The sequence below is a fragment of the Aeromicrobium sp. Root236 genome, from assembly GCF_001428805.1.
Taxonomy (GTDB): domain Bacteria; phylum Actinomycetota; class Actinomycetes; order Propionibacteriales; family Nocardioidaceae; genus Aeromicrobium.
Genome location: NZ_LMIS01000001.1, coordinates 2,558,655 through 2,579,894, shown reverse-complemented (window position 1 = coordinate 2,579,894; position 21,240 = coordinate 2,558,655). Strand labels below are relative to the sequence as shown.

At 68.2% G+C, this 21,240-nt stretch carries 26 protein-coding genes; 18 read left to right on the top strand and 8 right to left on the bottom strand.

Annotated features, from left to right (window positions below):
• The first annotated feature begins 48 nt into the window (after positions 1 to 48).
• From ASE12_RS12990 to ASE12_RS12975, 4 genes are all read left to right on the top strand, one after another.
• On the top strand, positions 49 to 945 hold the full coding sequence (locus ASE12_RS12990) for an acyl-CoA dehydrogenase family protein (protein ID WP_056401244.1): 897 nt from the start codon (positions 49 to 51) through the stop codon (positions 943 to 945).
• Entirely contained in the window at positions 942 to 2,021 is a 1,080-nt protein-coding gene (locus tag ASE12_RS12985) for an acyl-CoA dehydrogenase family protein (RefSeq protein ID WP_056401241.1), read from the top strand. The genes ASE12_RS12990 and ASE12_RS12985 overlap by 4 nt, the downstream gene beginning before the upstream one ends.
• Positions 2,022 to 2,131: 110 nt before the next feature.
• Positions 2,132 to 2,581 (top strand): cytidine deaminase, encoded by a 450-nt coding sequence (locus ASE12_RS12980; protein ID WP_200955019.1) that lies wholly within the window; start codon positions 2,132 to 2,134, stop codon positions 2,579 to 2,581.
• 56 nt (positions 2,582 to 2,637) lie between these two features.
• Positions 2,638 to 2,892 carry a GNAT family N-acetyltransferase gene (locus ASE12_RS12975; RefSeq protein ID WP_200955018.1) on the top strand — a complete coding sequence of 85 codons (255 nt, stop codon included), beginning with the start codon at positions 2,638 to 2,640 and terminating at the stop codon, positions 2,890 to 2,892.
• Between the two features lie 6 nt (positions 2,893 to 2,898).
• Here ASE12_RS12975 and ASE12_RS12970 read toward each other — a convergent pair whose 3' ends face one another.
• Positions 2,899 to 3,834: an NADP-dependent oxidoreductase gene (locus tag ASE12_RS12970; protein ID WP_056401236.1), complete on the bottom strand. Its 936-nt coding sequence runs from the start codon at positions 3,832 to 3,834 to the stop codon at positions 2,899 to 2,901.
• Between the two features lie 116 nt (positions 3,835 to 3,950).
• On the opposite strand from ASE12_RS12970, the gene ASE12_RS12965 reads away from it, so the two are divergent.
• Positions 3,951 to 4,460 carry a MarR family winged helix-turn-helix transcriptional regulator gene (locus ASE12_RS12965; protein WP_056401233.1) on the top strand — a complete coding sequence of 170 codons (510 nt, stop codon included), beginning with the start codon at positions 3,951 to 3,953 and terminating at the stop codon, positions 4,458 to 4,460.
• A gap of 25 nt (positions 4,461 to 4,485) precedes the next feature.
• Here the strand turns inward: ASE12_RS12965 and ASE12_RS12960 are convergent, their stop codons facing one another.
• Positions 4,486 to 4,725 (bottom strand): hypothetical protein, encoded by a 240-nt coding sequence (locus tag ASE12_RS12960; protein WP_157412920.1) that lies wholly within the window; start codon positions 4,723 to 4,725, stop codon positions 4,486 to 4,488.
• Between the two features lie 193 nt (positions 4,726 to 4,918).
• Between ASE12_RS12960 and ASE12_RS12955 the strand changes: the two genes are divergently transcribed.
• Positions 4,919 to 5,356, top strand: a complete 438-nt coding sequence (locus ASE12_RS12955) for a VOC family protein (protein WP_056404830.1) — start codon at positions 4,919 to 4,921, stop codon at positions 5,354 to 5,356.
• Positions 5,357 to 5,377: 21 nt separating this feature from the next.
• Here ASE12_RS12955 and ASE12_RS20725 read toward each other — a convergent pair whose 3' ends face one another.
• Genes ASE12_RS20725 through ASE12_RS12940 form a run of 3 tightly spaced genes read right to left on the bottom strand, consistent with a single transcriptional unit; the run spans position 5,378 to position 8,063 of the window.
• Positions 5,378 to 6,109, bottom strand: coding sequence for an NADP-dependent oxidoreductase (locus ASE12_RS20725; RefSeq protein WP_056401228.1), 732 nt, complete (start codon positions 6,107 to 6,109; stop codon positions 5,378 to 5,380).
• A gap of 45 nt (positions 6,110 to 6,154) precedes the next feature.
• Positions 6,155 to 6,784, bottom strand: a complete 630-nt coding sequence (locus ASE12_RS12945) for an alpha/beta family hydrolase (RefSeq protein WP_056401226.1) — start codon at positions 6,782 to 6,784, stop codon at positions 6,155 to 6,157.
• Between the two features lie 28 nt (positions 6,785 to 6,812).
• Positions 6,813 to 8,063 (bottom strand): cytochrome P450, encoded by a 1,251-nt coding sequence (locus ASE12_RS12940; protein WP_056401223.1) that lies wholly within the window; start codon positions 8,061 to 8,063, stop codon positions 6,813 to 6,815.
• A 97-nt stretch (positions 8,064 to 8,160) separates the two neighbouring features.
• Between ASE12_RS12940 and ASE12_RS12935 the strand changes: the two genes are divergently transcribed.
• The 4 genes from ASE12_RS12935 to ASE12_RS12920 all read left to right on the top strand — a co-directional run bounded on the left by ASE12_RS12935 (position 8,161) and on the right by ASE12_RS12920 (position 11,198).
• Positions 8,161 to 8,772, top strand: a complete 612-nt coding sequence (locus ASE12_RS12935; RefSeq protein ID WP_056401220.1) for a TetR/AcrR family transcriptional regulator — start codon at positions 8,161 to 8,163, stop codon at positions 8,770 to 8,772.
• Between the two features lie 153 nt (positions 8,773 to 8,925).
• Positions 8,926 to 10,059, top strand: coding sequence for a helix-turn-helix domain-containing protein (locus tag ASE12_RS12930; RefSeq protein ID WP_056401219.1), 1,134 nt, complete (start codon positions 8,926 to 8,928; stop codon positions 10,057 to 10,059).
• Positions 10,056 to 10,616 carry a nucleotide-binding protein gene (locus tag ASE12_RS19795; RefSeq protein ID WP_235508908.1) on the top strand — a complete coding sequence of 187 codons (561 nt, stop codon included), beginning with the start codon at positions 10,056 to 10,058 and terminating at the stop codon, positions 10,614 to 10,616. The genes ASE12_RS12930 and ASE12_RS19795 overlap by 4 nt, the downstream gene beginning before the upstream one ends.
• 90 nt (positions 10,617 to 10,706) lie before the next feature.
• Positions 10,707 to 11,198, top strand: a complete 492-nt coding sequence (locus tag ASE12_RS12920) for a nuclear transport factor 2 family protein (protein ID WP_056401213.1) — start codon at positions 10,707 to 10,709, stop codon at positions 11,196 to 11,198.
• Position 11,199: 1 nt separating this feature from the next.
• Here the strand turns inward: ASE12_RS12920 and ASE12_RS12915 are convergent, their stop codons facing one another.
• Positions 11,200 to 11,865 carry a PaaI family thioesterase gene (locus tag ASE12_RS12915; RefSeq protein ID WP_056401209.1) on the bottom strand — a complete coding sequence of 222 codons (666 nt, stop codon included), beginning with the start codon at positions 11,863 to 11,865 and terminating at the stop codon, positions 11,200 to 11,202.
• Positions 11,862 to 12,710 (bottom strand): LLM class F420-dependent oxidoreductase, encoded by an 849-nt coding sequence (locus ASE12_RS12910; RefSeq protein ID WP_056401207.1) that lies wholly within the window; start codon positions 12,708 to 12,710, stop codon positions 11,862 to 11,864. The genes ASE12_RS12915 and ASE12_RS12910 overlap by 4 nt, the downstream gene beginning before the upstream one ends.
• A 57-nt stretch (positions 12,711 to 12,767) precedes the next feature.
• On the opposite strand from ASE12_RS12910, the gene ASE12_RS12905 reads away from it, so the two are divergent.
• The 5 genes from ASE12_RS12905 to ASE12_RS12885 are packed head-to-tail and all read left to right on the top strand — an operon-like array spanning position 12,768 to position 18,559.
• The gene (locus ASE12_RS12905; RefSeq protein WP_056401206.1) at positions 12,768 to 13,877 is read left to right on the top strand and encodes a phosphotransferase family protein; all 1,110 of its coding nucleotides are present in this window, start codon (positions 12,768 to 12,770) and stop codon (positions 13,875 to 13,877) included.
• On the top strand, positions 13,868 to 14,971 hold the full coding sequence (locus tag ASE12_RS12900) for a hypothetical protein (protein ID WP_235508907.1): 1,104 nt from the start codon (positions 13,868 to 13,870) through the stop codon (positions 14,969 to 14,971). The genes ASE12_RS12905 and ASE12_RS12900 overlap by 10 nt, the downstream gene beginning before the upstream one ends.
• Positions 14,968 to 15,831, top strand: a complete 864-nt coding sequence (locus ASE12_RS12895) for an SDR family NAD(P)-dependent oxidoreductase (RefSeq protein ID WP_056401205.1) — start codon at positions 14,968 to 14,970, stop codon at positions 15,829 to 15,831. Before ASE12_RS12900 ends, ASE12_RS12895 begins: the two co-directional genes overlap by 4 nt.
• On the top strand, positions 15,828 to 17,378 hold the full coding sequence (locus ASE12_RS12890) for a succinic semialdehyde dehydrogenase (RefSeq protein ID WP_056401204.1): 1,551 nt from the start codon (positions 15,828 to 15,830) through the stop codon (positions 17,376 to 17,378). Before ASE12_RS12895 ends, ASE12_RS12890 begins: the two co-directional genes overlap by 4 nt.
• A complete protein-coding gene (locus ASE12_RS12885; RefSeq protein ID WP_056401203.1) occupies positions 17,378 to 18,559 on the top strand; it encodes an NADH:flavin oxidoreductase in 1,182 nt (393 codons plus the stop codon). The genes ASE12_RS12890 and ASE12_RS12885 overlap by 1 nt, the downstream gene beginning before the upstream one ends.
• Before the next feature lie 10 nt (positions 18,560 to 18,569).
• On the opposite strand, the gene ASE12_RS20095 is transcribed toward ASE12_RS12885, so the two are convergent.
• The gene (locus tag ASE12_RS20095) at positions 18,570 to 19,193 is read right to left on the bottom strand and encodes a hypothetical protein (RefSeq protein WP_200955017.1); all 624 of its coding nucleotides are present in this window, start codon (positions 19,191 to 19,193) and stop codon (positions 18,570 to 18,572) included.
• Positions 19,194 to 19,384: 191 nt separating this feature from the next.
• Here ASE12_RS20095 and ASE12_RS12875 point away from each other — a divergent pair, with 191 nt between their 5' ends.
• From ASE12_RS12875 to ASE12_RS12865, 3 genes are all read left to right on the top strand, one after another.
• A complete protein-coding gene (locus ASE12_RS12875) occupies positions 19,385 to 19,585 on the top strand; it encodes a hypothetical protein (RefSeq protein ID WP_056404827.1) in 201 nt (66 codons plus the stop codon).
• 55 nt (positions 19,586 to 19,640) lie between these two features.
• Entirely contained in the window at positions 19,641 to 20,099 is a 459-nt protein-coding gene (locus tag ASE12_RS12870) for a MerR family transcriptional regulator (protein WP_056401198.1), read from the top strand.
• 69 nt (positions 20,100 to 20,168) lie between these two features.
• Positions 20,169 to 21,209: an NAD(P)-dependent alcohol dehydrogenase gene (locus ASE12_RS12865; RefSeq protein ID WP_056401196.1), complete on the top strand. Its 1,041-nt coding sequence runs from the start codon at positions 20,169 to 20,171 to the stop codon at positions 21,207 to 21,209.
• The last annotated feature ends 31 nt before the right edge of the window (positions 21,210 to 21,240 follow it).

The window sequence follows — 21,240 nt, the reverse complement described above, 5'->3', positions numbered from 1 at the left end:
ATCTGCGGCTCGGTCTCGATTGCGCTCACACTTTGCCGGGGGCCCCGGATGAAGTTCACGCTGACGGACGAGCAGGCCGGCTTCGCCCGGTCCATCGACGACCTGCTGTCCCGCGCCGACACCGTCGCGGCGAACCGGGCCTGGGCGGCGGGCGACCACGAACCCGGACTGAAGCTCTGGTCACGCCTCGCCGACCTGGGCGTGACCTCCCTGGCCACCGAGGCCTCACCCGTCGAGGTCTGCATCGCGTTCGAGGCGATCGGCCGGCACGCGGCGCCCGGCCCGTGGATCGAGTCGGCTGCGTACCTCCCTCTCGCACTGCCAGGCGTCGACCTCACCGAGTCGCGGGCGACCGTTGCGATGCCGTACGCCGTCGACGCTGACATCGCCGACTCCGTCTACGCAGTGGTGGACGGCCAACTGCACTCAGCACAAGCAACGGACTCGTCGCCCGGGATCGATCCGAGCCGGCGACTCTTCGCCGTCTCGGCGGGTGACCGGGTCGACCACGGAGACCTCGACGCGGCGTTCGACCTTGCGGCCCTCGCCACCGCCGCCGAGCTGCTCGGTGCCGGTGAGCGGGTGCTGGCGGATTCCGTGGCGTACGTGAAGCAGCGCACCCAGTTCGGCCGGGCCATCGGGTCGTACCAGGCGATCAAGCATCAGCTGGCGAACGTACGCATCGCCCTCGACTTCGCCCGCCCTCTCGTCTTCGGCGCGGCGCTCGAGGTGACGCCGCGATCCGTGTCGGCGGCGAAGCTGCAGGCCGCCGACGCCGCCAACCTCGCCGCCCGCGTCGGCCTGCAGGTCCACGGCGCGATCGGCTACACCGAGGAGCACGACCTCAGCCGGTGGTTGCTCCGCACCCGAGCGCTGCAGTCGGCGTGGGGCACCACGGCGTACCACCGCGAGCGGCTGCTCGCCGACCTCCTGGCGGCCCGATGACAGACCTCGTGCCCACCCGGGAGCACACCGAGCTGGCGGACGCCGTGCGCAGCCTGCTCGACCGGCGGTCCGACAGCCAGGCCGTACGCAGTGCGATCGAGCAGCCGGGCGGGTTCGACGCCGACCTGTGGGCGACCCTGTGCGACCAGGTCGGCGTCGCTGCGCTCGCCATCCCGGAGGAGGACGGCGGCGCCGGGTTCAGCCTCGCCGAGACGTACGTCGTGCTGGAGGAGCTCGGCCGTTCGCTGACCCCCTCGCCGCTGCTGGCCTCCGTGATCGCGAGCTCCGCCCTTGGACACCACCGGTCCTTGAGCTTGTCGAAAGGACATCTCGCTCGCATCGCCGGCGGCACCGTCGCCACCCTCGCGTGGTCCGGCGTCACCGGCGACCGTGCGGCACCCGTGGACGTGAGGTGGGACGGAACGACGCTGCGCGGCACGGTCTCCCCCGTCCTGCACGGTGACACTGCCGAGATCCTCCTCGTCGTCGCCGAGCACGACGCCGGCACCGGGCTGTTCCTGGTCGACCCGGACGCCGACGGCCTGCGCCGTACGCGGCTCGCGGGCATCGACCCGACGACCGGCTTCGCCCGCCTCGAGCTCGACGGGGTGACCGCCGAGCCGATCAGCCTCGACGCCACGGAGATCCTGGCGACGACTCACCGCGTCGGCACCCTCGCGACCGCGGCGCTGCAGGTCGGGTGCGCCCAACGCGGCCTCGACATGACCGTCGCGTACGCCAAGCAGCGTGAGCAGTTCGGTCGCCCCATCGGCTCGTTCCAGGCGCTCAAGCACCGCATGGCCGACATGCTCGTACGGGTGCAGATGTCGCGTTCGGGTGCGTGGGCTGCGGTCCAGGCGCACGTCCACGACCTCCCCGAGGCCAGCCGTCTCGCCTCGGCCGCCGGGTCGTACTGCTCCGAGGCAGTCATGGCGGTCGCGGCCGAGACGGTCCAGCTGCACGGCGGCATCGCGATCACCTGGGAGCACGACGCCCACCTCGTGCTCAAGCGTGCCCAGGCCCTGCACCAGCTCTTCGGCCAACCCCACCAGCAACGTGCTTCGCTGATCTCCTGACCTCGCCGCACCCGCGTGGCCGCGGTGGCAGACCCGTCGACGAGCTGCGCCCGGCATTGCGGAACGGCTACACGCTCGCTTCACCAGATGGCGCGACTAGGGTGCTGATCGTGACCACCCTTCCCGCTTCCGCCCGACCGTTGACGTCCGACGAGATCGAGCTGGTCGACGTCGCCCGGCGCACGATCGAGTCAGCCACAGACGCCGGTCCTGGTGAGGATGGCATCCACACGATGGGGGCAGCCGTCCGGGCGACCGACGGACGCATCTTTGTCGGAGTGAACCTCTACCACTTCACAGGCGGCCCTTGCGCGGAGCTGGTCGCACTTGGCTCAGCTCGGGCGGGCGGCGCCACCGACGTCACGCACATCGTGGCTGTGGGCAATCACGGACGGGGACCAATCGGGCCGTGCGGCCGAGACCGCCAAGTCCTGTTCGACTACTACCCTGAAGCTCGCGTCATCCTGCCGACCGTTGACGGCCCAAGGAGTGTGGCTGTCCAGGACCTGTTGCCGATGGCGACCTCGTGGTCGTTCGATGACGGGTCCCAGATGGCATAGCCGCGCGGTCACCCCCCAGAGTGTCGCTTTTCAACCTCGAGCTCGGAGGCGACGGCGTGGCTGAGCTCGGCTACCGCGTTGCCGAGCACGTCTCCGGCCGTGGCGTCGCGACTGCCGCCGTACGCGAGATCTGCTCGCTGGGCGCGTCGCGTCACCGGGTCACGGCCCTCCGCGCTGCCACGTCCCGCGACAACCTGGCGTCCCAACGGGTGCTGCTCAAGTCCGGCTTCTCCGAGGTCGGCCCCGCCGACCCAGCAGACATCGGCGGCAAGCCGGGCTGCTGGTATCAGCGGGACGTCGAGGGCCACTAGCCGGCATCACGGCACGATGACGATCTTGCCGTGGAGGGAGCCTGCAGCTGCGTCCGCGTGAACGGCCGGGAGCTCGCTGAGCGGAACTCGGCGAGCGACGTCGACCGTCAGCTCACCCTTGTCGATCCGCTCGACGAGCTCGGCCAGCTGCTCACGGTCGTTGTTGACGTACATGTCGATGCCCCGGACGCCACGATCGGCGTCACTCGGAGCCGGCATCCACACGGTCGTGCTGACCACCACGCCGCCGTCGCGCACGCGGGCGGCCAGAGCGGCGAACGCAGCCGGGTCGATCGGAGCCAGGTTCAGCAGGACGTCGACCGGCTCGGTCACCGTGGCGGTCACGTCCGCGATCGTGTGATCGACGAGCTCGTCGGCTCCCTGCGCCGTCACCTGCTCGGCGCTTCGGGGGCTGGCGGTGGCGATCACGTGGGCGCCGGCCGCCTTGGCCAGCTGCACCGCATATCCGCCGACAGCCCCGCCGGCACCGTTGATCAGGATGCGCTGACCGGCCTTGAGGTCAGCATGGTCGAACAGTGCCTGCCGCGCCGTCAGCGCCACGAGCGGGAACGCTGCTGCGTCGGCAAGAGGGATGCTCGTAGGCGCGTGTGCCAAGGCGTCGGCTGATGCGACCACGTACTCGGCCGAGGCGCCGTCGTCGACGAATGGCAGGAAGCCGACGACCGTGTCGCCGACCTCGAGGTCCGACACGCCTTCACCGACCTCGTCGACCGTTCCCGCGACGTCGAGACCGGGGATGTGAGGCAGCGTCAGCGGCATCGGCTCCTGCATCAGCCCTGCGCGGATGTTGCCGTCCACGCCGTTGAACGAGGTGCCCGCGACGCGGACCCTGACCTGGCCGGCGCCGGGAACCGGGATGTCGGTGTCCTCGTAGTGCAGGACGTTCGCGTCGCCGTACTCGTGGAATCGGATTGCCTTCATGTCGGTGCCTTCTCTCGGAGTAGGTGCTTCGAACTTGAAGCACATTCGAGACGATAGCAGTGCTTCGAATGTGAAGCAAGTACTTCGAATGCGAAACACCGCGATAGGATCTGCACATGAACGAGACGCCGTCCCGCTTGGGCGCCACCCAGCTCCGGGCGTACTTCGCCCTCATGGAAGTGGCTGGGCTGTTGAAGCACGCGGTCGAGCAGCAGCTGCGCGATGCCGGCGACCTGAGCTACGTCCAGTTCCAGCTCCTGGCGCGACTCGGGCTCAACTCGGAGACCGGCAGTGAGCGCATGACCGATCTCGCCGACGGCGTGGTCTACAGCCGCAGTGGACTGACCTATCAGGCCGGGCTGCTGGAGAAGGCAGGTCTCGTCACTCGCAGTCCGTCATCGGACGATGACCGCGGCGTCACGGTCAGCATCACGGACGCCGGACGGAAGCGACTCGACACCGTGCTTCCCGGGCACACGGATGTCATCAATCACCAGCTCTTCGAGCCGTTGTCAGCCGCGGACGCGTCGGCCCTCGCCGACCTGCTCTCACCGGTACGCGACCACATGCGCGCAGCTCCGCCCCGCTCCGCAGCGCCTCGGCGCCGGCGCGCGAACACCGAGTGACGCGCCGATCTCCTGAGTCAGAGGCTCAGTGCGCGGTTCGATCGCCCTGAGCGTCTCGCGCCTGATTTTCTGCCCGGAAGACCAGGAACTGGAACCCCACGGAGAACAAGATGCTGGGCAGCCCAAGAAGGATCCACCAGCCAGGCTTGTCGAAGAACCTGGTGGCACCAAATAGCGTGGAGATGAAGACGATGTCGAGGACGTGGATGACATTCGCCAGGTAGCCCATACGACGGGCGCGAGTCCAGGTCATTTCGCGAGCCATGACAACGCACTGTAACCGCGCCGCGGCCTGGCCGTACGAGAATCCGTTGCCGATTGCAGGTTGTTGACGACGTGACACTCCCGGCGGTGTCGATCACCTGAGCATCACGGCTCACGGGCTCACCGCGATGTCGAGAACCCGGCAACGGCTCCGTCCCAGCATCACATCGACCACACGACAGAGGATGGATCACATGACCCACATTCAGCGCTTCGACCACATCGGCATCACCGTCGCTGATCTCGACACCGCGACCGCGTTCTTCGTGAAGCTCGGCCTCGAGGTCGAGGGCACCGGATCGGTGCAGGGCGAGTTCGCCGACCTGGTCTGCGGCATCCCCGGCACGCACTGCGAGATCGTCATGTTGAAGTCGCCCGACGGCGCCCGTTTCGAGCTCGCCCGCTTCGTCACGCCCGACCACGTCCCCGGATCGCCCGACGCCATGGCCAACGAGCTCGGGCTCCGCAACGTGTCGTTCGAGGTGGCCGACCTCCAGGCCGCGGTCCACGAGCTGGCCGCGGACGGCTACGGCCTCGTCGGCGGCATGGGCGAGTACGAGGGCACGGTGCGCATGGCGTACGTACGCGGTCCGGAGGGCATTGTCGTGTCGTTGTTCGAGTACTTCGGCTGACGGACCCCGCGCGTACGTTGCTCAGTCGGCGACGCTCAGGACCACCTTGCCGCGCTTGCCCCGCTGGGTGAGCCGATCGAACGCCGCCTCGAAGTCCGCCAGCGCGAACACGCTGTCGACCTGGGGGTGCAGCTCCGGCAACTCCGCGAGCTGCGCCCCGTCGGGCTCGACGATGAAGTAGTGCGCGCCCGGCGCCTCGGCCGCGATCGTGACGATGGATCCCGCGCCGGCGGCATTCCGGGAGAGCGCCTCGCCGCCGACGGTGTCGAACAGCAGGTCGCAGCTCTCGCCGTCCTCGACCACGACCGCGCCAAGCGCCGCGGCGAGCTGCACGGCAAGGTGTCCCACACCTCCGGAGGCACCCGTGACCATGAGCCGCTGACCCTCGCGGAGACCACCGTGGACGACCAAGCCCTGCCACGCGCTCAATCCCGGCATCGGCAGCGCCGCCGCCTCGTGGTGGCTCAGCCCGGCCGGCTTGGGTGCGAGCACGGAGCGCGGCACGGTCGCCCACTCGGCGGCCACGCCGTCCCGGTCGAACGGGGTCAGGGCCATGACCTCTTCGCCCGTGGCCTCGACGACACCCGACAGCTCGTACGACGGGGTCGCCGGCAGCCGATCGGTCGGCCAGGTCAGCTCGTCGCGCGTGATCGCGGCGGCATGGACACGCACGAGGACATCGTCGCCCGCCGGCTCTGGTTGCGGAATGTCCTCGAGCCGCAGGCCGTCGTCGTGCAGTCGCAGTGCTTTCATGAGTCCCCCTCATTGAGTTGTCAGTCGCGCTCAGTACAGACCTTCTCAGCCGCCGGTGACAAGAGCCGCCAGCCAATCGTTGACCGCGGCGCGGATGGTCGGCGCGTCCTTCTTGAGCGAGTGATCGCCGGACACGACGGCGAGCGTCACCGTCGGCGGCAGCGTCCTCGGATCCGGTACGCCGAACGGGTCCCGCTCCCCTTGCACGACCAGCGCCGGCACGGTGACTGCGGTCAGCTCCGGGAGCCGCGACTTCTCGGGGCGACCGGGCGGGTGCAGCGGGAACGCGAGGCAGAGCACGCCGGCAGCGCCGACATCCGCGGACGTACGACAGGCGACCCGTCCGCCGAACGATCGGCCACCGACGATCAGCGGCCCGGCGGCGAGATCACCGACGCGCAGGTGCTCTGCGACGGCGCGCCAGGCGGCGTCGACCTGCGCGGCGGGTGCCGGTGCCCGCCGGCCGGCGACGCGATAGGGCTGCTCGACGAGGGCGACTGCCAGACCCATTCCGAGCGCCACGTCGGCCGCGAGCCGCAGGTCGACGGCATTCACGCCGCCACCGGCGCCGTGACCGAGCATCAGCAGTCCGCGGGGCACGCTCTCCGGCCGCGCGAGGTGCACTCGCGCATCGCCGTGCGGCGTCCCGACGAGTGACTCCGCGAGCTCGGCCATGCGAGAACCGTACGGCCATCACCGCGGTTCAGCGATAGGCGACCGGGAGCTCCTTGATGCCGTTGAGCCAGCCGGAACGCAGCCTGGACGCCTCACCTGTGCGACGGATCTCCGGCGCGAGATCGGCCAGCGCCTCGAAGATCAGCTTGATCTCCATGCGCGCGAGGTTGGCGCCGATGCAGTAGTGGACGCCGTGGCCGCCGAACGACAGGTGCGGGTTGGGGTCGCGGGTGATGTCGAACGTGAACGGGTCGGTGAAGACGTCCTCGTCGTGGTTGGCGCTGGCATAGAACAGGGCGACCCGTTGGCCGGCCTTGATCTGCACGCCGCCGAGCTCGACGTCCTCGAGCGCGGTGCGCTGGAACGAGGTCACCGGGGTGGCCCAGCGGATCACCTCGTCGACCATCGTGGCCGGGCGCTCACGCAACCACAGGTCCCACTGGTCCGGGTTGTCGAAGAACGCGTTCATGCCGTGCGTCGTCGCGTTGCGGGTGGTCTCGTTGCCGGCGACGGCCAAGGCGATCACGAAGAAGCCGAACTCGTCGTCGGTCAGGCCACGGCCGCCGTCCTCGCCGGACTGCACCAGCTTGGTCACGATGTCGTCCCGGGGATTGGCCTTGCGCTCGGCGGCGAGACCCATCGAGTACATCAGCACCTCGGCGGCGGCCGCCTCGGGATCGTTGTCCTCGCGGGCCAGGTCGGCGTCCTCGGCACCGGTCATCTGGTTGGTCCAGTCGAAGATCTTCTTGCGGTCCTCGGCCGGGATGCCCAGCATGTCGCCGATGACCTCGAGCGGGAACTGCGAGGCGACCTGGTCGACGAAGTTGCCGCTGCCGACCTCGACCGCCTCGGCCACGATGCGGCGCGCCCGCTCCTCGAGCACCTCGTCGAGGGCGCCGATCGCGCGCGGCGTGAACCCTCGGCTGATGATCTTGCGGAGCTGCGTGTGGTCGGGCGCGTCCTGGTTGATGATCACGACCTGGGTCATCTCGAGGGACTCGCGGGTCGCGGTCTCCGGGAGCCGGATGATCGCGCCGTTCTCCTTGCTCGAGAACACCTTGTTGTTCTTGGACACCTCGGAGATGTCGGCGTGCTTGGTCACCGCCCAGTAGCCCGTGCCGGCATCCACCGACATGCCCGCTCGCGCCGAGTCGACCTGCTCGACCCAGTGGATCGGCGAGGCCGTACGCAGTGCGGTGAACTCGTCGTGCGGCACGCCCACGAGGTTGAGGTCGGGGTCGGTGAAGTCGAAGCCCTCGGGCAACAGGTGGGCGGTCATGGCTCTCCTCGGATCGTGTTCATACAGTCTCGCAAGTCTGTATGAACAGAAACACAGATGTGTATGATCGTCAAGGAATCGACCGAGGAGGTGCGGGATGAGGTCTCACGGCTGGAGCGGGCAGCCGCCGGCTGATGCGGACGAGGCACGGCGCCGCATCCTCGACGCCACACGTACGCGCCTGAGCGCGTCCGGCACGACGAACATCTCGGAGATCGCCGACAACCTCGGCGTGACCCGGCAGACGGTCTACCGCCACTTCCCCACCACCGAGGACCTGCTCAACGCCGCTTCGCTGGACGCCGCCGGCGACCTCGAGCGGCAGCTCATCGCGCACGTCGTAGAGCACCTCGACGGATCGGGCGACGGCGCCGAGGCGGCGGTCGAGGCCGTCGCGTACGTCTACGAGCACCTCCGGGACGACCCCGCCCTCAACCGGCTGCTCGCACCGGGCCAGATCAGCACGACGCTCGCCGGCCTCACGGCACCGTCGTCGATCGCCCTCGGCGGCAAGCTACTCGCCGGTCTCGGCGTCGACTGGTCGACCGGCGGCCTGGCCGAGGACGACCAGCTCGAGCTCGTCGAGCACCTGCTGCGCACCTTGCAGTCGCTCGTGCTCGATCCGGGCGACCCCGAGCGTACGGGCGAGGAGCTGCGCGCCTACCTGCGCCGCTGGGTCGCGCCGGCCCTGCGGAGCAACAACGGATGATTTCGAGAGCGTCGACGCAGCCTTCTGGGGCGCCGACACCCACTTTCAATCGCAGTTCTGTCGAGGGCGTGACGGAGGGTCCGAGGGTTCCAGTCCCACCTGCCGTGCGAATCACATTGTTCTCATACACACACGTGTGCGAAACTCGCACACATGGGAGAAACCAACGTGACGACGCTCGGGGTGCGAATTCGCGATAGCCGCGAACGTGCGGGGCTAAGTCAAGGCGAACTTGGCGAACTGGCGGGACTCGAACGAACCGTTGTGAACAAGATCGAAACTGGTGCTCGCAAGGTCTCCGCTCTCGAACTTTCGGACATCGCTAGCGCGCTCGGCGTCCGAATGGCGTCGTTCTTTCGGGAACCTGTGCCTTCTCTAGTGGCCCATCGGATGAACCGCGATCGCGACTCCGTAGCGTCCAAGATCGACCGACTAATTGAAGACATCGCGGTCGACATTGAGTTCCTCGAATCGCTGGATTCGCACGCACTCGGGATCGTCGAGGCTTCTGCGAGCTTAGAACAAGCAGCGCTTAGTGCGCCTGGGTCCATGTCTGAAGCCGACGAGCTGGCGGCTCAAGCCCGGTCACTATTGCAACTTGACCCGGGCGAGCCGGCACTCAATCTGGCAGAAGTAGTGAGCAAGATTGGCTTGCTTGCATTTTCAACGGATCTTGGAGCCGACGCGGCCGATGCCGGCACCATTCTTCTCCGGAATGGTGGGATCAGCCTCGTCAACTCTCACAACAAACTCGGACGTCGGCGTCTAGCTCTAGCTCATGAACTAGGTCATTACCTGGCGCAGGACCAATACACCATCGATTGGAGGGTCGCAGACCAAGCGAACAAGGGCATCGAGGCGCGACTTGATCGATTCGCGCGCTCTCTCCTCCTTCCTGAAACTGGGCTTCGCGACGCTTGGAAGAAGTATGAGGAAAGGGACATCCGCGAGATCGCCGTCAACCTTGGTAGCCATTTCCGAGTCGACATGTCCACCCTCGCCCGTCGCGCGCAAGAGCTCGATTTAGTTGACAATGAGCAAGCGAACTTCATTCGCAGCGTGACGACGACGAAGGCTGACTTCATAGAGTTCGGTCTCTACATGGAGCATGAGATGGATGGTGTTTCGCTCCCAGTCTCATACCAGCTGGCGGTGCTGAAATTGGTTCGCGGGGAGCGGATCAGCCGAGAGCGGGCGCTCGACCTTCTGAGGGATACGTTCACCGAAACCGACCTGCCCGACATGCGTGAACGGCGAGAAGATGAACTCTGGAACTTCGTCTCTTGAGTCACCCGGACCCTGATGCCCTCGTATTTGATACGGGACCGCTTCGCCATTTTGCCGTCCAAGGATGGCTTCGCGTCCTCGACTTCCTGTCTGACGAGCGCGCAATAGTCATTCCTGAAAGTGTCGAGCTGGAGCTGCGGCACCAGTCCCACGAGCTCCCCGTTCTGAACGAGGTCCTAAATGCCGACTGGATCCACACGGACTATGGGCTCGATCTCGAATTCAGTGAGGCCTTCGCCCGATATGAAGAACGCTTGGTGGGGCAAGGCGGAGCGAATCGCGGTGAATGTGGAGTGCTCGCCTTGGGTGAAGTTCGAGGCTTTGAGGTGGTGCTCGATGATGCCGTTGCTCGAAATGTGGCCAACGAGAAGGGCATCCGTGTCACTGCGACTGTTCAACTGCTCTGTGAGGCGGTTCGAGCCGAGAAGTTGACAGTTTCTATGGTTGAACAACTTGCAGACGACCTGATCTCTGGGGACTATTACTTGCCCTTCGAGCGAGGAGAGTTTCGTCGGTACGCTCTTGAGAATGGTCTGATCGAATACCAGAGCCCGTGACTAGACCATCCAGTCCCACTGGACGCATCCGGTGAAGAAGGCCTGAGGCATCACAGTTCAAGCCTCGGCTGCCTGTGGTTGGGTGTCGGCATGGCTGAGAACGAGAACAAATTGCAGGCGGCGTTCGACCGCTACGCCGCGACCGTCGAGCAGATCACCGCGAGCGGCGACTGGTCCGCGTTCGCCGACATGTTCACCGAGGACGCGACCTACAGCGAGCACGCGTACGGCGACTTCACCGGACGAGAGGAGATCCGGGCGTGGGTCGTGCGGACGATGACGGCGTTCCCGGCCACCGAGATGATCGGCTTCCCGGCGGCCTGGTCCGTCGTCGACGCACCGACGAACCGGGTGATCTGCGAGATCCGCAACATCATGCGCGACCCCGGCGACGGATCCGTCCACGAGGCCTCCAACATCACGATCCTCACGTTCGACGAGGCAGGCAACCTCATCCGCGAGGAGGACGTCTACAACCCGCAGAAGTTCGCCGACATGACCCGCGACTGGTGCCGGGTGGCGGCCGCCCACGGCACCCTGAGCGACACGGGCCACCAGATGCTCGCCGCGCTCGGCGGCTGACTCAGTCCAGCGAGCCGGACACCGAGCCGTCACGAGCCCAGCGCGGGACGATGAACAGCCCGGTCGCCTCCACGGCGGGCTCACCGTCGACGGCTCCGAGGTGTGCGGTGACCGTGACCTTGCGGTCGTCCTCGTTCGTGACCTGGGCCTGCATGCGTACGCGCCCGAGCGGCAACGGCTGCAGATAGCGCAACGTCAACGTGCCGGTCACGATGAGCCGGGTGTGCGCGGCGCTGGCGGTCTCGCCCATGAGGTGGTCGAGCAGCAACGCCGACACCCCACCGTGCACGCAGCCGGGCGGGCCTTCGTACGCCACGCCGAGGTCGACCTCCGAGCCCACGGACCCGTCGTCTGACCAGTGCAGGATCACCGGCGGGGCGATCGCGTTGCGGACCCCGACGACCGCGTTGCCCCAGTTCCACGACCGGCCCTCGGTGTTGAACTGGATGCCTGCCGGCTCGGTCGACGCGTCCTCGGCGAGGACCTGCTCGGCTTGCCGGACCAGCTCGCGGGCCGCGGCGACACGATCGGCACCCACGTTCGTACGGATCGCGACGTCGACGAGGTGGCGTACATCCTGGGCCAGCCCGCCGTAGAGCGCCTCGGAGGCCTCGACCTCGGCCGTCGTCATCTCGGACGGGACGAACGACATCGACGACAGGCTCATGCGGTGAGCCCCATCCGCGATGCCAGCTTGTCGAGATAGCCGAGCACGGCGTCCTCCTCGAGGTCGGGCACCCCCCAGATCAGCTCCGAGGCACCCGCCGCTGCCCAGTCCGCGAAGTCCTCGCCGGTCGGCTTCTTGGCGACCAGGATCCGTACGTCGGGCTCACCCTCGCGGCCGGCGTCGGTCCACTCCTTGCGGAGCAGGTCCGCCTTGGCCGCCGTGTCGGTCTCGATCGGCGTCGTCATCCAGCCCTCGGCATGCCGGGCGATCCACTTCATCGTCTTGGGACCACCGCCCGCACCGATGATCACCGGGATCCGACCCTGCGGTGGCTTCGGATAGGCCCAGCTCGGGCCGAACGACACGAACTCCCCGTCGTACGACGCCTCCTCCTCGGTCCACAGCGCACGCATCGCCTCGAGGTACTCCTTGAGCACGGTGCGCCGCTTGTTGGCCGGGACGTGGTGGTCGGTGAGCTCGTCGGTGTTCCAGCCGAACCCGGCGCCGATCGTGAGCCGCCCCCCGGACAGGTGGTCGAGCGTGGCGAGCGTCTTGGCGAGCGTGATCGGGTCGGACTCGACCGGCAGGCACACCGCGGTCGACAGGCCGATGCGCTCGGTCACGGCAGCGCAGGTGGCGAGCGTCGTCCAGGGGTCGAGCGTGCGCATGTAGCGGTCGTCCGGCAGCTCCTCACCGCCGGTCGGGTGCAGCGCCTCCCGCTTGACCGGGATGTGCGTGTGCTCGGGCACGTAGATCGTGTCGAAGCCACGGTCCTCCGCAGCCTGGGCGAGGGCGGCCGGCTTGATGCCGCGGTCAGACGTGAAGAGCACGATTCCGTTACGCATACCACCAATGTAGAACGTGTTCTACCATCATGTGGACGCTACTCCCGAGGAGCCTGCATGCCCGACGCCGAGCACGACGTACACGCCGAGACGAAGATGACCGTGCACGAGCGCGACATCGATGCGCTCGCGGCGCCGATCGCGGACTGGCTCGGGACGCTGCAGCTGGCCGACGGCCCGGTGACCATCTCCAACCTGCACGCCCCGCAGGGCGCCGGCATGTCGAGCGTGACGCTGCTGTTCGACGCCAGCACGCGCCCGCTCGTCGCGCGCCTGCCACCCGACGACACGTCGTTCCCGGTGTTCCCGTCGTACGACATCGTGCAGCAGTTCGAGGTGATGTCCCTCGTCGCCGAGCACAGTGACGTGCCGGTGCCGCCGATCGTCGGCGTCGAGTCGACCGGCGACGTCATCGGTGCGCCGTTCGGCGTCATGGAGGCCGTCGCGGGCCGCACGCCGACCGACAACCCGCCGTACGTCTTCGGCGGCTGGCTGTACGACGCGACACCTGCCGAACGCCGCGAGCTGCAGGACGGCACCGTTGCCGTGCTGGCCGGCATCCACGGCATCGCCGATGCCCCGACGGTGTTCTCCACGCTGGCGAAGAACGGCGACTCGCTGCGTGCGCACGTCGACGCGCAACGTACGTACTACGAGTGGACCCGCTCGACCGACGGTCTGCGCATCCCCGTCATCGAGCAGGCCTTCGACTGGCTCGAGGCGCACTGGCCGGACGACGCCGAGCCCTGCGCCCTGAGCTGGGGCGACTCCCGGCCGGGCAACATCATCTACGACGAGTTCACGCCGGTCGCGGTGCTCGACTGGGAGATGGCGGCGATCGCACCACGTGAGGTCGACCTGGCGTGGGTCGTGTTCCTGCACCGCTTCTTCCAGGACATCGCGACTGTCTTCGAGATGCCGGGCATCCCGGACTTCTGCCGCCGCGACGACGTCGTGGCCACGTACGAGGCGCTCAGCGGGCACACCGTGCGCGACTTCGACTGGTACCTGGTCTATGCCGCGCTCCGCCACGCCGTCGTGATGAGCCAGGTCAAGCGCCGGATGATCCACTTCGGCGAGGAGCAGCAGCCCGACGACCCGGACGACTACGTCATGCACTCCTCGGCGCTCAAGCAGCTGCTGGACGGGACGTACTCGTGGGACTGACACCCGGGGAGCTCGACGAGTTCCCGATCCACCAGGCACCGCTGCCGATGGCGCGCGCAGCCAGCAGCGACCGCAACTTCTACGACCGCTGCTACCTCAACGCGCACGACAACGCCGGCGAGGTGTTCCTGATCGCCGGCCTCGGCACGTACCCCAACCTCGGCGTACGCGATGCGTTCGCGACCGTACGCGTCAAGGATCGCCAGTTCTCCCTGCGGCTGTCCGACGCCCTTGACGCGCGGTCGCTGGAGCAGCAGGTCGGGCCCATGCGGATCGAGGTGGTCGACCCACTCAAGGAGCTGCGGCTGACCTGCGACCACGACCACGTGGGCCTCGACCTGAGCTGGACGGGTGCGTTCCCGGCCGTGCTGGAGCAGCGCCACCTCATGCTCGACGCCAACGACCGGCCGACCCTCGACGCCCAGCGCTTCGCCCAGGTCGGCACCTGGTCCGGCACGCTGCAGGTGGACGGCACGACGTACGAGGTCAGCGACTGGTCCGGCACACGGGACCGATCGTGGGGCATCCGGCCGGTGGGTGACGCCGAGCCTCCGGGGCGCGCCGCCGATCAGCCGCTCGACGGGTTCTGGTGGCTCTACGCTCCCCTGCGCTTCGACGACTTCGCGGTGATCGTCATCGTCCAGGAGGCGCCCGACGGCTTCCGTACGCTCAACGACGCCGTGCGCGTGTTCCCTGACGGCCGGGTCGAGCAGCTGGGCTGGCCCCGCATCGAGATCGACTACGAATCGGGCACCCGCATGCCCGTCGCCGCCCGCCTGCACCTGACCACGCCGCAGGGCGAGCAGCTGCTGATCGAGGTCGAACCCCTGTCGTTCGTCGCCCTGCACGTCGGCTGCGGCTACGGCGGCGACCCCGAGTGGACCCACGGCGTCTGGAAGGGCAACGACTGGACGGACACATCGACGTACGACCTCACCGACGCCGACATCGTCGGGCGCATCCCGTGGGGCGTGATCGACCACTCGGCCCGCGCGACGTGCAACGGGCAGGTCGGCTGGGGTCTCTTCGAGCACGCCAGCCTGGGCCGCCACGACCCGACCGGGTTCGCCGACTGGATGGCGGTGGCACCGTGAAGGACCTGACCGGCAAGGTCGTCGTCATCACCGGCGGCGGGCGTGGCATCGGCGCGGCCGCGGCGAAGCTGATCTCCGGGGTCGGCGCGGTCGTCGCGATCTGCGACCTCGACGAGACCACCGTGAAGCAGACCGGCGAGACGCTCGGGGTGTTCGCCCGGGTCGTCGACGTGACCGACCGAGCGGCGTTCAAGCGGTTCCTCGACGAGGTCGAGACCGAGCTCGGCCCGATCGACGTGCTGGTCAACAACGCCGGGATCATGCCGCTCAACCGCATCGAGGACGAGTCCGACCGGGCGACCCACGACATCATCGGGCTCAACCTCATGGCGGTCATCTACGCCACCAAGGAGATGGTGACGCGCATGAAGGCGCGCGGCACCGGCGGCCAGATCGTCAACGTCTCGAGCGCCGCCGGCCGCATCCCGATCGCGGGTGCGTCGACGTACGTCGCGAGCAAGCACGGCGTCAGCGGGTTCTCCAACTCGCTGCACATCGAGTTCAAGGCCGACCGCACACCGATCGCCATCAGCGTCGTCCATCCGGCGATGGTGCACACCGAGCTCGCCGCCGGCTTCAAGGCCAACAAGGGGCCGGCCAAGCCGGTCACGCCCGAGGCGGTCGCCGAGGGAATCCTGTCGGCGATCCGGAAGCCCAGACCCAACGTGTACGTGCCCAAGAGCCTCGGCACCTCCGTGCGTACGGGCGGGCTGATCCCGCGGCGCACCGGCGAGTGGCTCAACAAGGTGCTCGGCGGTGAGCGCGCCGCCCTCGACGCGCTCGACGACCCGGACCGCAAGACGTACGAAGAACGCGCCGCCCGGAGCACTCCGGCCGCCGACAAGGAGTTCCGCGAATGACCCTGCCCGCCTCCATCACCAAGGACCTGCTGACGACGCTGACCGGACTGGTCACCGCCACCGGCGGCACGTACGACCTGCTCGAGGTCTACACCGGCGACGTCATCACGGCACTCCCGCAGTCGACGCCAGACGACGTGGCGGCGGCCTTCGCCGAGGCGCGTGAGGCTCAGCGGGCCTGGGCGGCGCTTCCGCTCGCCAAGCGGCTCGACGTCATGAAGCGGTTCCACGCGCTGCTGCTCGACGGCTACGAGACCGTCGTCGACCTGATGCAGGCCGAGACCGGCAAGGCGCGCCGCATGTCGTTCGAGGAGGTCTGCGACGTCTGGATGACGACGAGCCACTACCTCAAGGTCGCCAAGCGGGTCCTCGGCGAGAAGAAGCGCGGAGGCGTCGTGCCGGTCGCGTCCGTGTCGAAGGAGGTGCGGGTGCCCAAGGGCGTCGTCGGCATCATCTCGCCGTGGAACTTCCCGCTCGCCACGAGCCTCTCGGACGCGATGCCGGCACTCATCGCCGGCAACGGCGTCGTCCTCAAGCCGGACAACAAGAGCACACTCTGCGTTGCTGAGTGCGTACGGCTGCTGTACGAAGCGGGGCTGCCGGCGGGCCTGTTCCAGATCGTCTGCGGTGACGGCCCCGACGTCGGCCCGGCCCTGATCGACGACGCCGACTTCGTGATGTTCACCGGCAGCACCGCCACCGGCAGGTTCGTCGGCGCACGCGCCGGCGAGAACCTCATCGATTGCACACTGGAGCTCGGCGGCAAGAACCCGCTGATCGTCCTCGAGGACGCCAACCTCGACGAGACGGTCGCCGGTGCCGCGTTCGGCACGTTCCTCAACGCCGGTCAGGCGTGCATGCACATCGAGCGGATCTACGTGCCGCGTGCGATGGAGGCCGACTTCACGCGTCGTTTCGTCGAGGCAGCGGCCGCGATCACGGTCGGCGCCTCGTACGACTTCGAGCCCACGATGGGCTCGCTCGTCTCGGTCGACCAGATGAACCGGGTGTCGGCGCACGTCGAGGACGCCCGCGCGAAGGGCGCCACGGTGCTGACCGGCGGCAAGGCCCGCCCCGACCTCGGACCTGCGTTCTACGAGCCGACCGTGCTCACGGATGTCACCCCGGACATGCTGCACGCCCGCGAGGAGACGTTCGGCCCCGTCGTGACGATCCACGCATACGACACCGTCGACGAGGTCGTGGCGCTGGCCAACGACACCGACTACGGGCTCAACGCGAGCATCTGGGGCGGCGACCTCAAGGCCGCCGAGCTCATCGGCCGACGCATCGAGTCCGGCAACATCAACGTCAACGACCCGCTCGCCTGCTCGTACGCCAGCAAGGCGACACCGTCCGGAGGATTCAAGAACTCCGGCGTCGGCGCACGCCACGGCGACGCGGGGCTGCTGAAGTACACCGACGTGCAGCACGTCGCCGTGCTCAAGAAGCAGGTGCTCGGCGCCCCGGCCGACAAGCCGTACGAGGACCACGTGTCGACGGCACTCAAGACGATGCGGTTCATGCGCAGGACCCGGCTGCGCTGATGGCGCCCGACGTCTTCGAGCCGGCGCAGCTCGGCCCGGTGCGGCTGCGCAACCGAACGGTCAAGGCGGCGACGTTCGAGGGGCGTACGCCCGACGGCCTGGTCACCGACGAGCTGATCGACTATCACCTCGCCCCGGCCCGCGGCGGCGTCGGCCTGACGACGGTCGCCTATCTCGCGATCGCGCCCGAGGGGCGTACGCAGAAAGAGGTCATCGTCGTCAACGCCGAGTCGGCGCCCGGCCTGGCGCGGCTCACCGACGCGATCCACGAGACCGGGGCCAAGATCGCCGGCCAGCTCGGCCACGCAGGGCCGGTCGCCAACGGCCGCTCGAACGGCGTGCACGCGCTCGCCGCCTCGCGGATGCCGTCACCGCTGAGCATGCAGATGATCCACTCGGCGACGGCAGCCGACATCGCCCGGATCACCCGCGACTACGTGCGTACGGCGCGGATCATGGTCGACACCGGCTTCGACGTGCTCGAGATCCACATGGCGCACGGCTACCTGCTCAGCTCGTTCCTCGCGCCCGGGCAGAACCGGCGCAAGGACGAGTGGGGCGGCTCGCTGGAGCAGCGGTCGCGCTTCGCCCGGGACGTGGCACGGGTCGTACGCGAGGAGGTCGGCGACGCCGTGGCCGTCACGGCCAAGATCGGCATGACCGAGGGATCGCCCAAGGGCTTCTCGATGCCGGAGAGCCTGGAGTTCGCGCAGATGCTGGAGGCCGACGGGCACCTCGACGCGCTCGAGCTCAGCGCCGGCAGCTCGCTGCTCAACCCGATGTACCTGTTCCGCGGCGACGTCCCGCTCAAGGAGTTCGCCGCCAACATGCCGCTGCTCGTACGCCTCGGGCTCAAGACTCCGGTGGGCAAGGCGTTCTTCAAGGCGTACCCGTTCGAGGAGGCCTATCTCCGCGAGAAGGCGCTCGCGTTCCGTGCCAGCCTGTCGATGCCGCTCATCATGCTGGGCGGCATCAACGACAAGGCGACGATGGACCGGGCGATGGCCGAAGGCTTCGAGTTCGTCGCGATGGGCCGCGCACTGCTGCGCGAGCCCGACCTGGTCAACCGGATGCAGGCCGGCGAGACGACGCAGGGCGTCTGCATCCACTGCAACCAGTGCATGCCGACGATCTACAGCGGCACAAGGTGCACCGTCGTGGAGCAGCTGCAACCGTCCTGACGTACGCCTGTCAGAACAGAGCCGACAGCACGGCCTGACCGCCGTTGCCGAAGAGGATGCCGCCCTTGCCACCCGTGCCGCCAGCGCCGGTGGTGCCGCCGTAGCCGATCAGCGCGCCACCCGATCCGCCCGTCCCGGCGCCGCCCGCCGACCCGCCGTTGCCGATCAGCGTGGCGCTGCCACCCGTGCCGCCGGTGCCGGCCGTGCCACCGTTGCCGAGCAGCAGTCCACCGGAGCCACCGCTTCCGCCCGTGCCGCCGGCACCACCCGAGCCACCGTTGCCGGCCACGACCCCGCCGTTGCCACCCGTGCCACCGGTGCCGGCCGTGCCGCCCGTGCCGATCAACCCCGCGTTGCCACCTTTGCCGCCAGCGCCTGCCGTGCCACCGTTGCCGATCAGAAGACCGCCGTTGCCACCCGTGCCACCGGCACCGGCCGACCCACCGTTGCCGATCAGAAGACCGCCGTTGCCGCCCTTGCCGCCAGCGCCTGCAGGAGCGCCGTTGCCGATCAGGAGACTGAGCAGGCCCGCCACCGGACTCGGCTTCGTCGGCTTGGCGGTCGGCTTGACCACCGGTTCGGCGGAGGCAGGGAGCGACGTCACCCACCCCGCAGCCACAACCAGGACCAACACGGACAGCAGTCTCGCCAGCAGCTTCATCGCACGTTCCCATCGACTCGTGTGGAGCATCCCCTGCCCCACCTCGCCGAAAATATCCAGTGCCGGACAGCCTGTCAATCACCGATTGACGTAGGCGCTCGGTGTCCGGCTGGTCGTTCGTTCTTCCCTTGACAATGCCGATCTGTCAGCACATGCTGACACGCATGAAGACTTCCCTCGGTGGCGACGACGGCGGTGTGGTCGGCGAGCTCGCCGCGGTTGCCGAAGCCAAGCGCGTGTTGAGTCGCCGCGAGGAGGTGGCAGTCCGCAAGGCTCGCCACACCGGGCTCAGCTGGGCCGAGATCGGAACCCTCCTCGGAGTGACCCGACAGACGATCCACCGCAAGTACCGCAAGGTGGGCTGACCTGCTCCACACAGACCTTTGACTTCAAGTACTTGAAGTTCCTACCGTTGCAGGAGTGAGTCACCAAACCGCACGTCGGACGTACACGATCAAGGAAGCAGCCGCGCTGACCGGACTGCCGGCGAGCACGCTGCGCTACTACGAGACGATCGGCGTGATCGCGCCGATCAGCCGCGGGGCGAGCAGCAAGCACCGCGTGTACGCCGAGGACGACCTCGACCAGCTGATGTGGATCGCGTGCCTCGCGGCCACCGGCATGTCGGTGAGCGACATGCGCCAGTACATCGCCAACGGTCATCAAGGGCCAGACGCCGCGGCCGGCCAGATCGAGCTCCTGTCGAACCAGGCAGAACGGCTCGCAGCAGAGGCCGAGCACCTCGCCGTACGGCAACGCTATGTCGGTCTCAAGATCGACTACTGGCGTGCCGTCGAGGTCGGCGACACCGAGCGAGCCGAGCTCATCAGCGACGAGGCCGGCAAGCTCGCTGACGCCCTCAGGCGCGCCAAGAACTGACCCCCATCCAGCACGCCGGCGATCCGGCGCGCCGAAAAACCCACGAGTTCCATCACCCCAAGGAGATCCATGCAGGTCAACGCCTACGCCGCCCCCGAAGCCGGCGCCCCCCTCGCCCTCACCACGATCGACCGGCGAGCCGTCGGAGAGAACGACGTCCTCATCGCCATCGAGTACGCCGGCATATGCCACTCCGACATCCACACCGTCAACGGCGACTGGGGCCCGCAGCCCTTCCCCGTCGTCCCGGGCCACGAGATCGTCGGCACCGTCGCAGAGGTCGGCTCCGGGGTGACCAACCACCAGGTCGGCGACCGCGTCGGTGTCGGCTGCATGGTCAACGCGTGCCGCGAGTGCGTCAACTGCCTGCGGGGCGACGAGCAGTACTGCACCAACGGGATGGTCGGCACGTACGCCATGACCGACCGTGACGGCACCACGACGCAGGGCGGCTACTCCACCCACGTCGTCGTGGACGCCAACTTCGTGCTCTCGATCCCCGAGGGCCTCGACCCGGCAGCAGCAGCGCCGCTGCTCTGCGCGGGCATCACGACGTACACCCCGCTCAAGCACTGGAACGCGGGCCCCGGCACCAAGGTCGCGGTCGTCGGTCTCGGCGGGCTCGGCCACATGGCGGTCAAGATCGCGCACGCCCTCGGGGCCGAGGTCACCGTGCTCTCGCAGTCGTTGAAGAAGCAGGAGGACGGCCTCCGCCTGGGCGCCGACCACTACTACGCCACGTCCGACCCCGACACGTTCGCCGTCCTCGCCAACCAGTTCGACCTGATCGTCAACACGGTCAGCGCGGCGATCGACGTCAACGCCTACCTCGGCCTGCTCGCCGTCGACGGCACGCTGGTCAACGTCGGCGCTCCCCCGACCCCCTTCCAGGTCGATGCCATGTCGCTGATCGGCGCCCGCCGATCGTTCGCCGGCTCCATGATCGGCGGCATCGCGGCGACCCAGGAGATGCTCGACTTCTGCGCAGAGCACGGCATCGCGTCCGAGATCGAGGTCATCGCCGCGGAGCAGATCAACGAGGCGTACGAGCGAGTGCTCGCCTCCGACGTGCGCTACCGCTTCGTCATCGACGCCAGCACCCTGAGCTGATCGTCAGCGCCCTGGCCGGGTCCCCAACTCG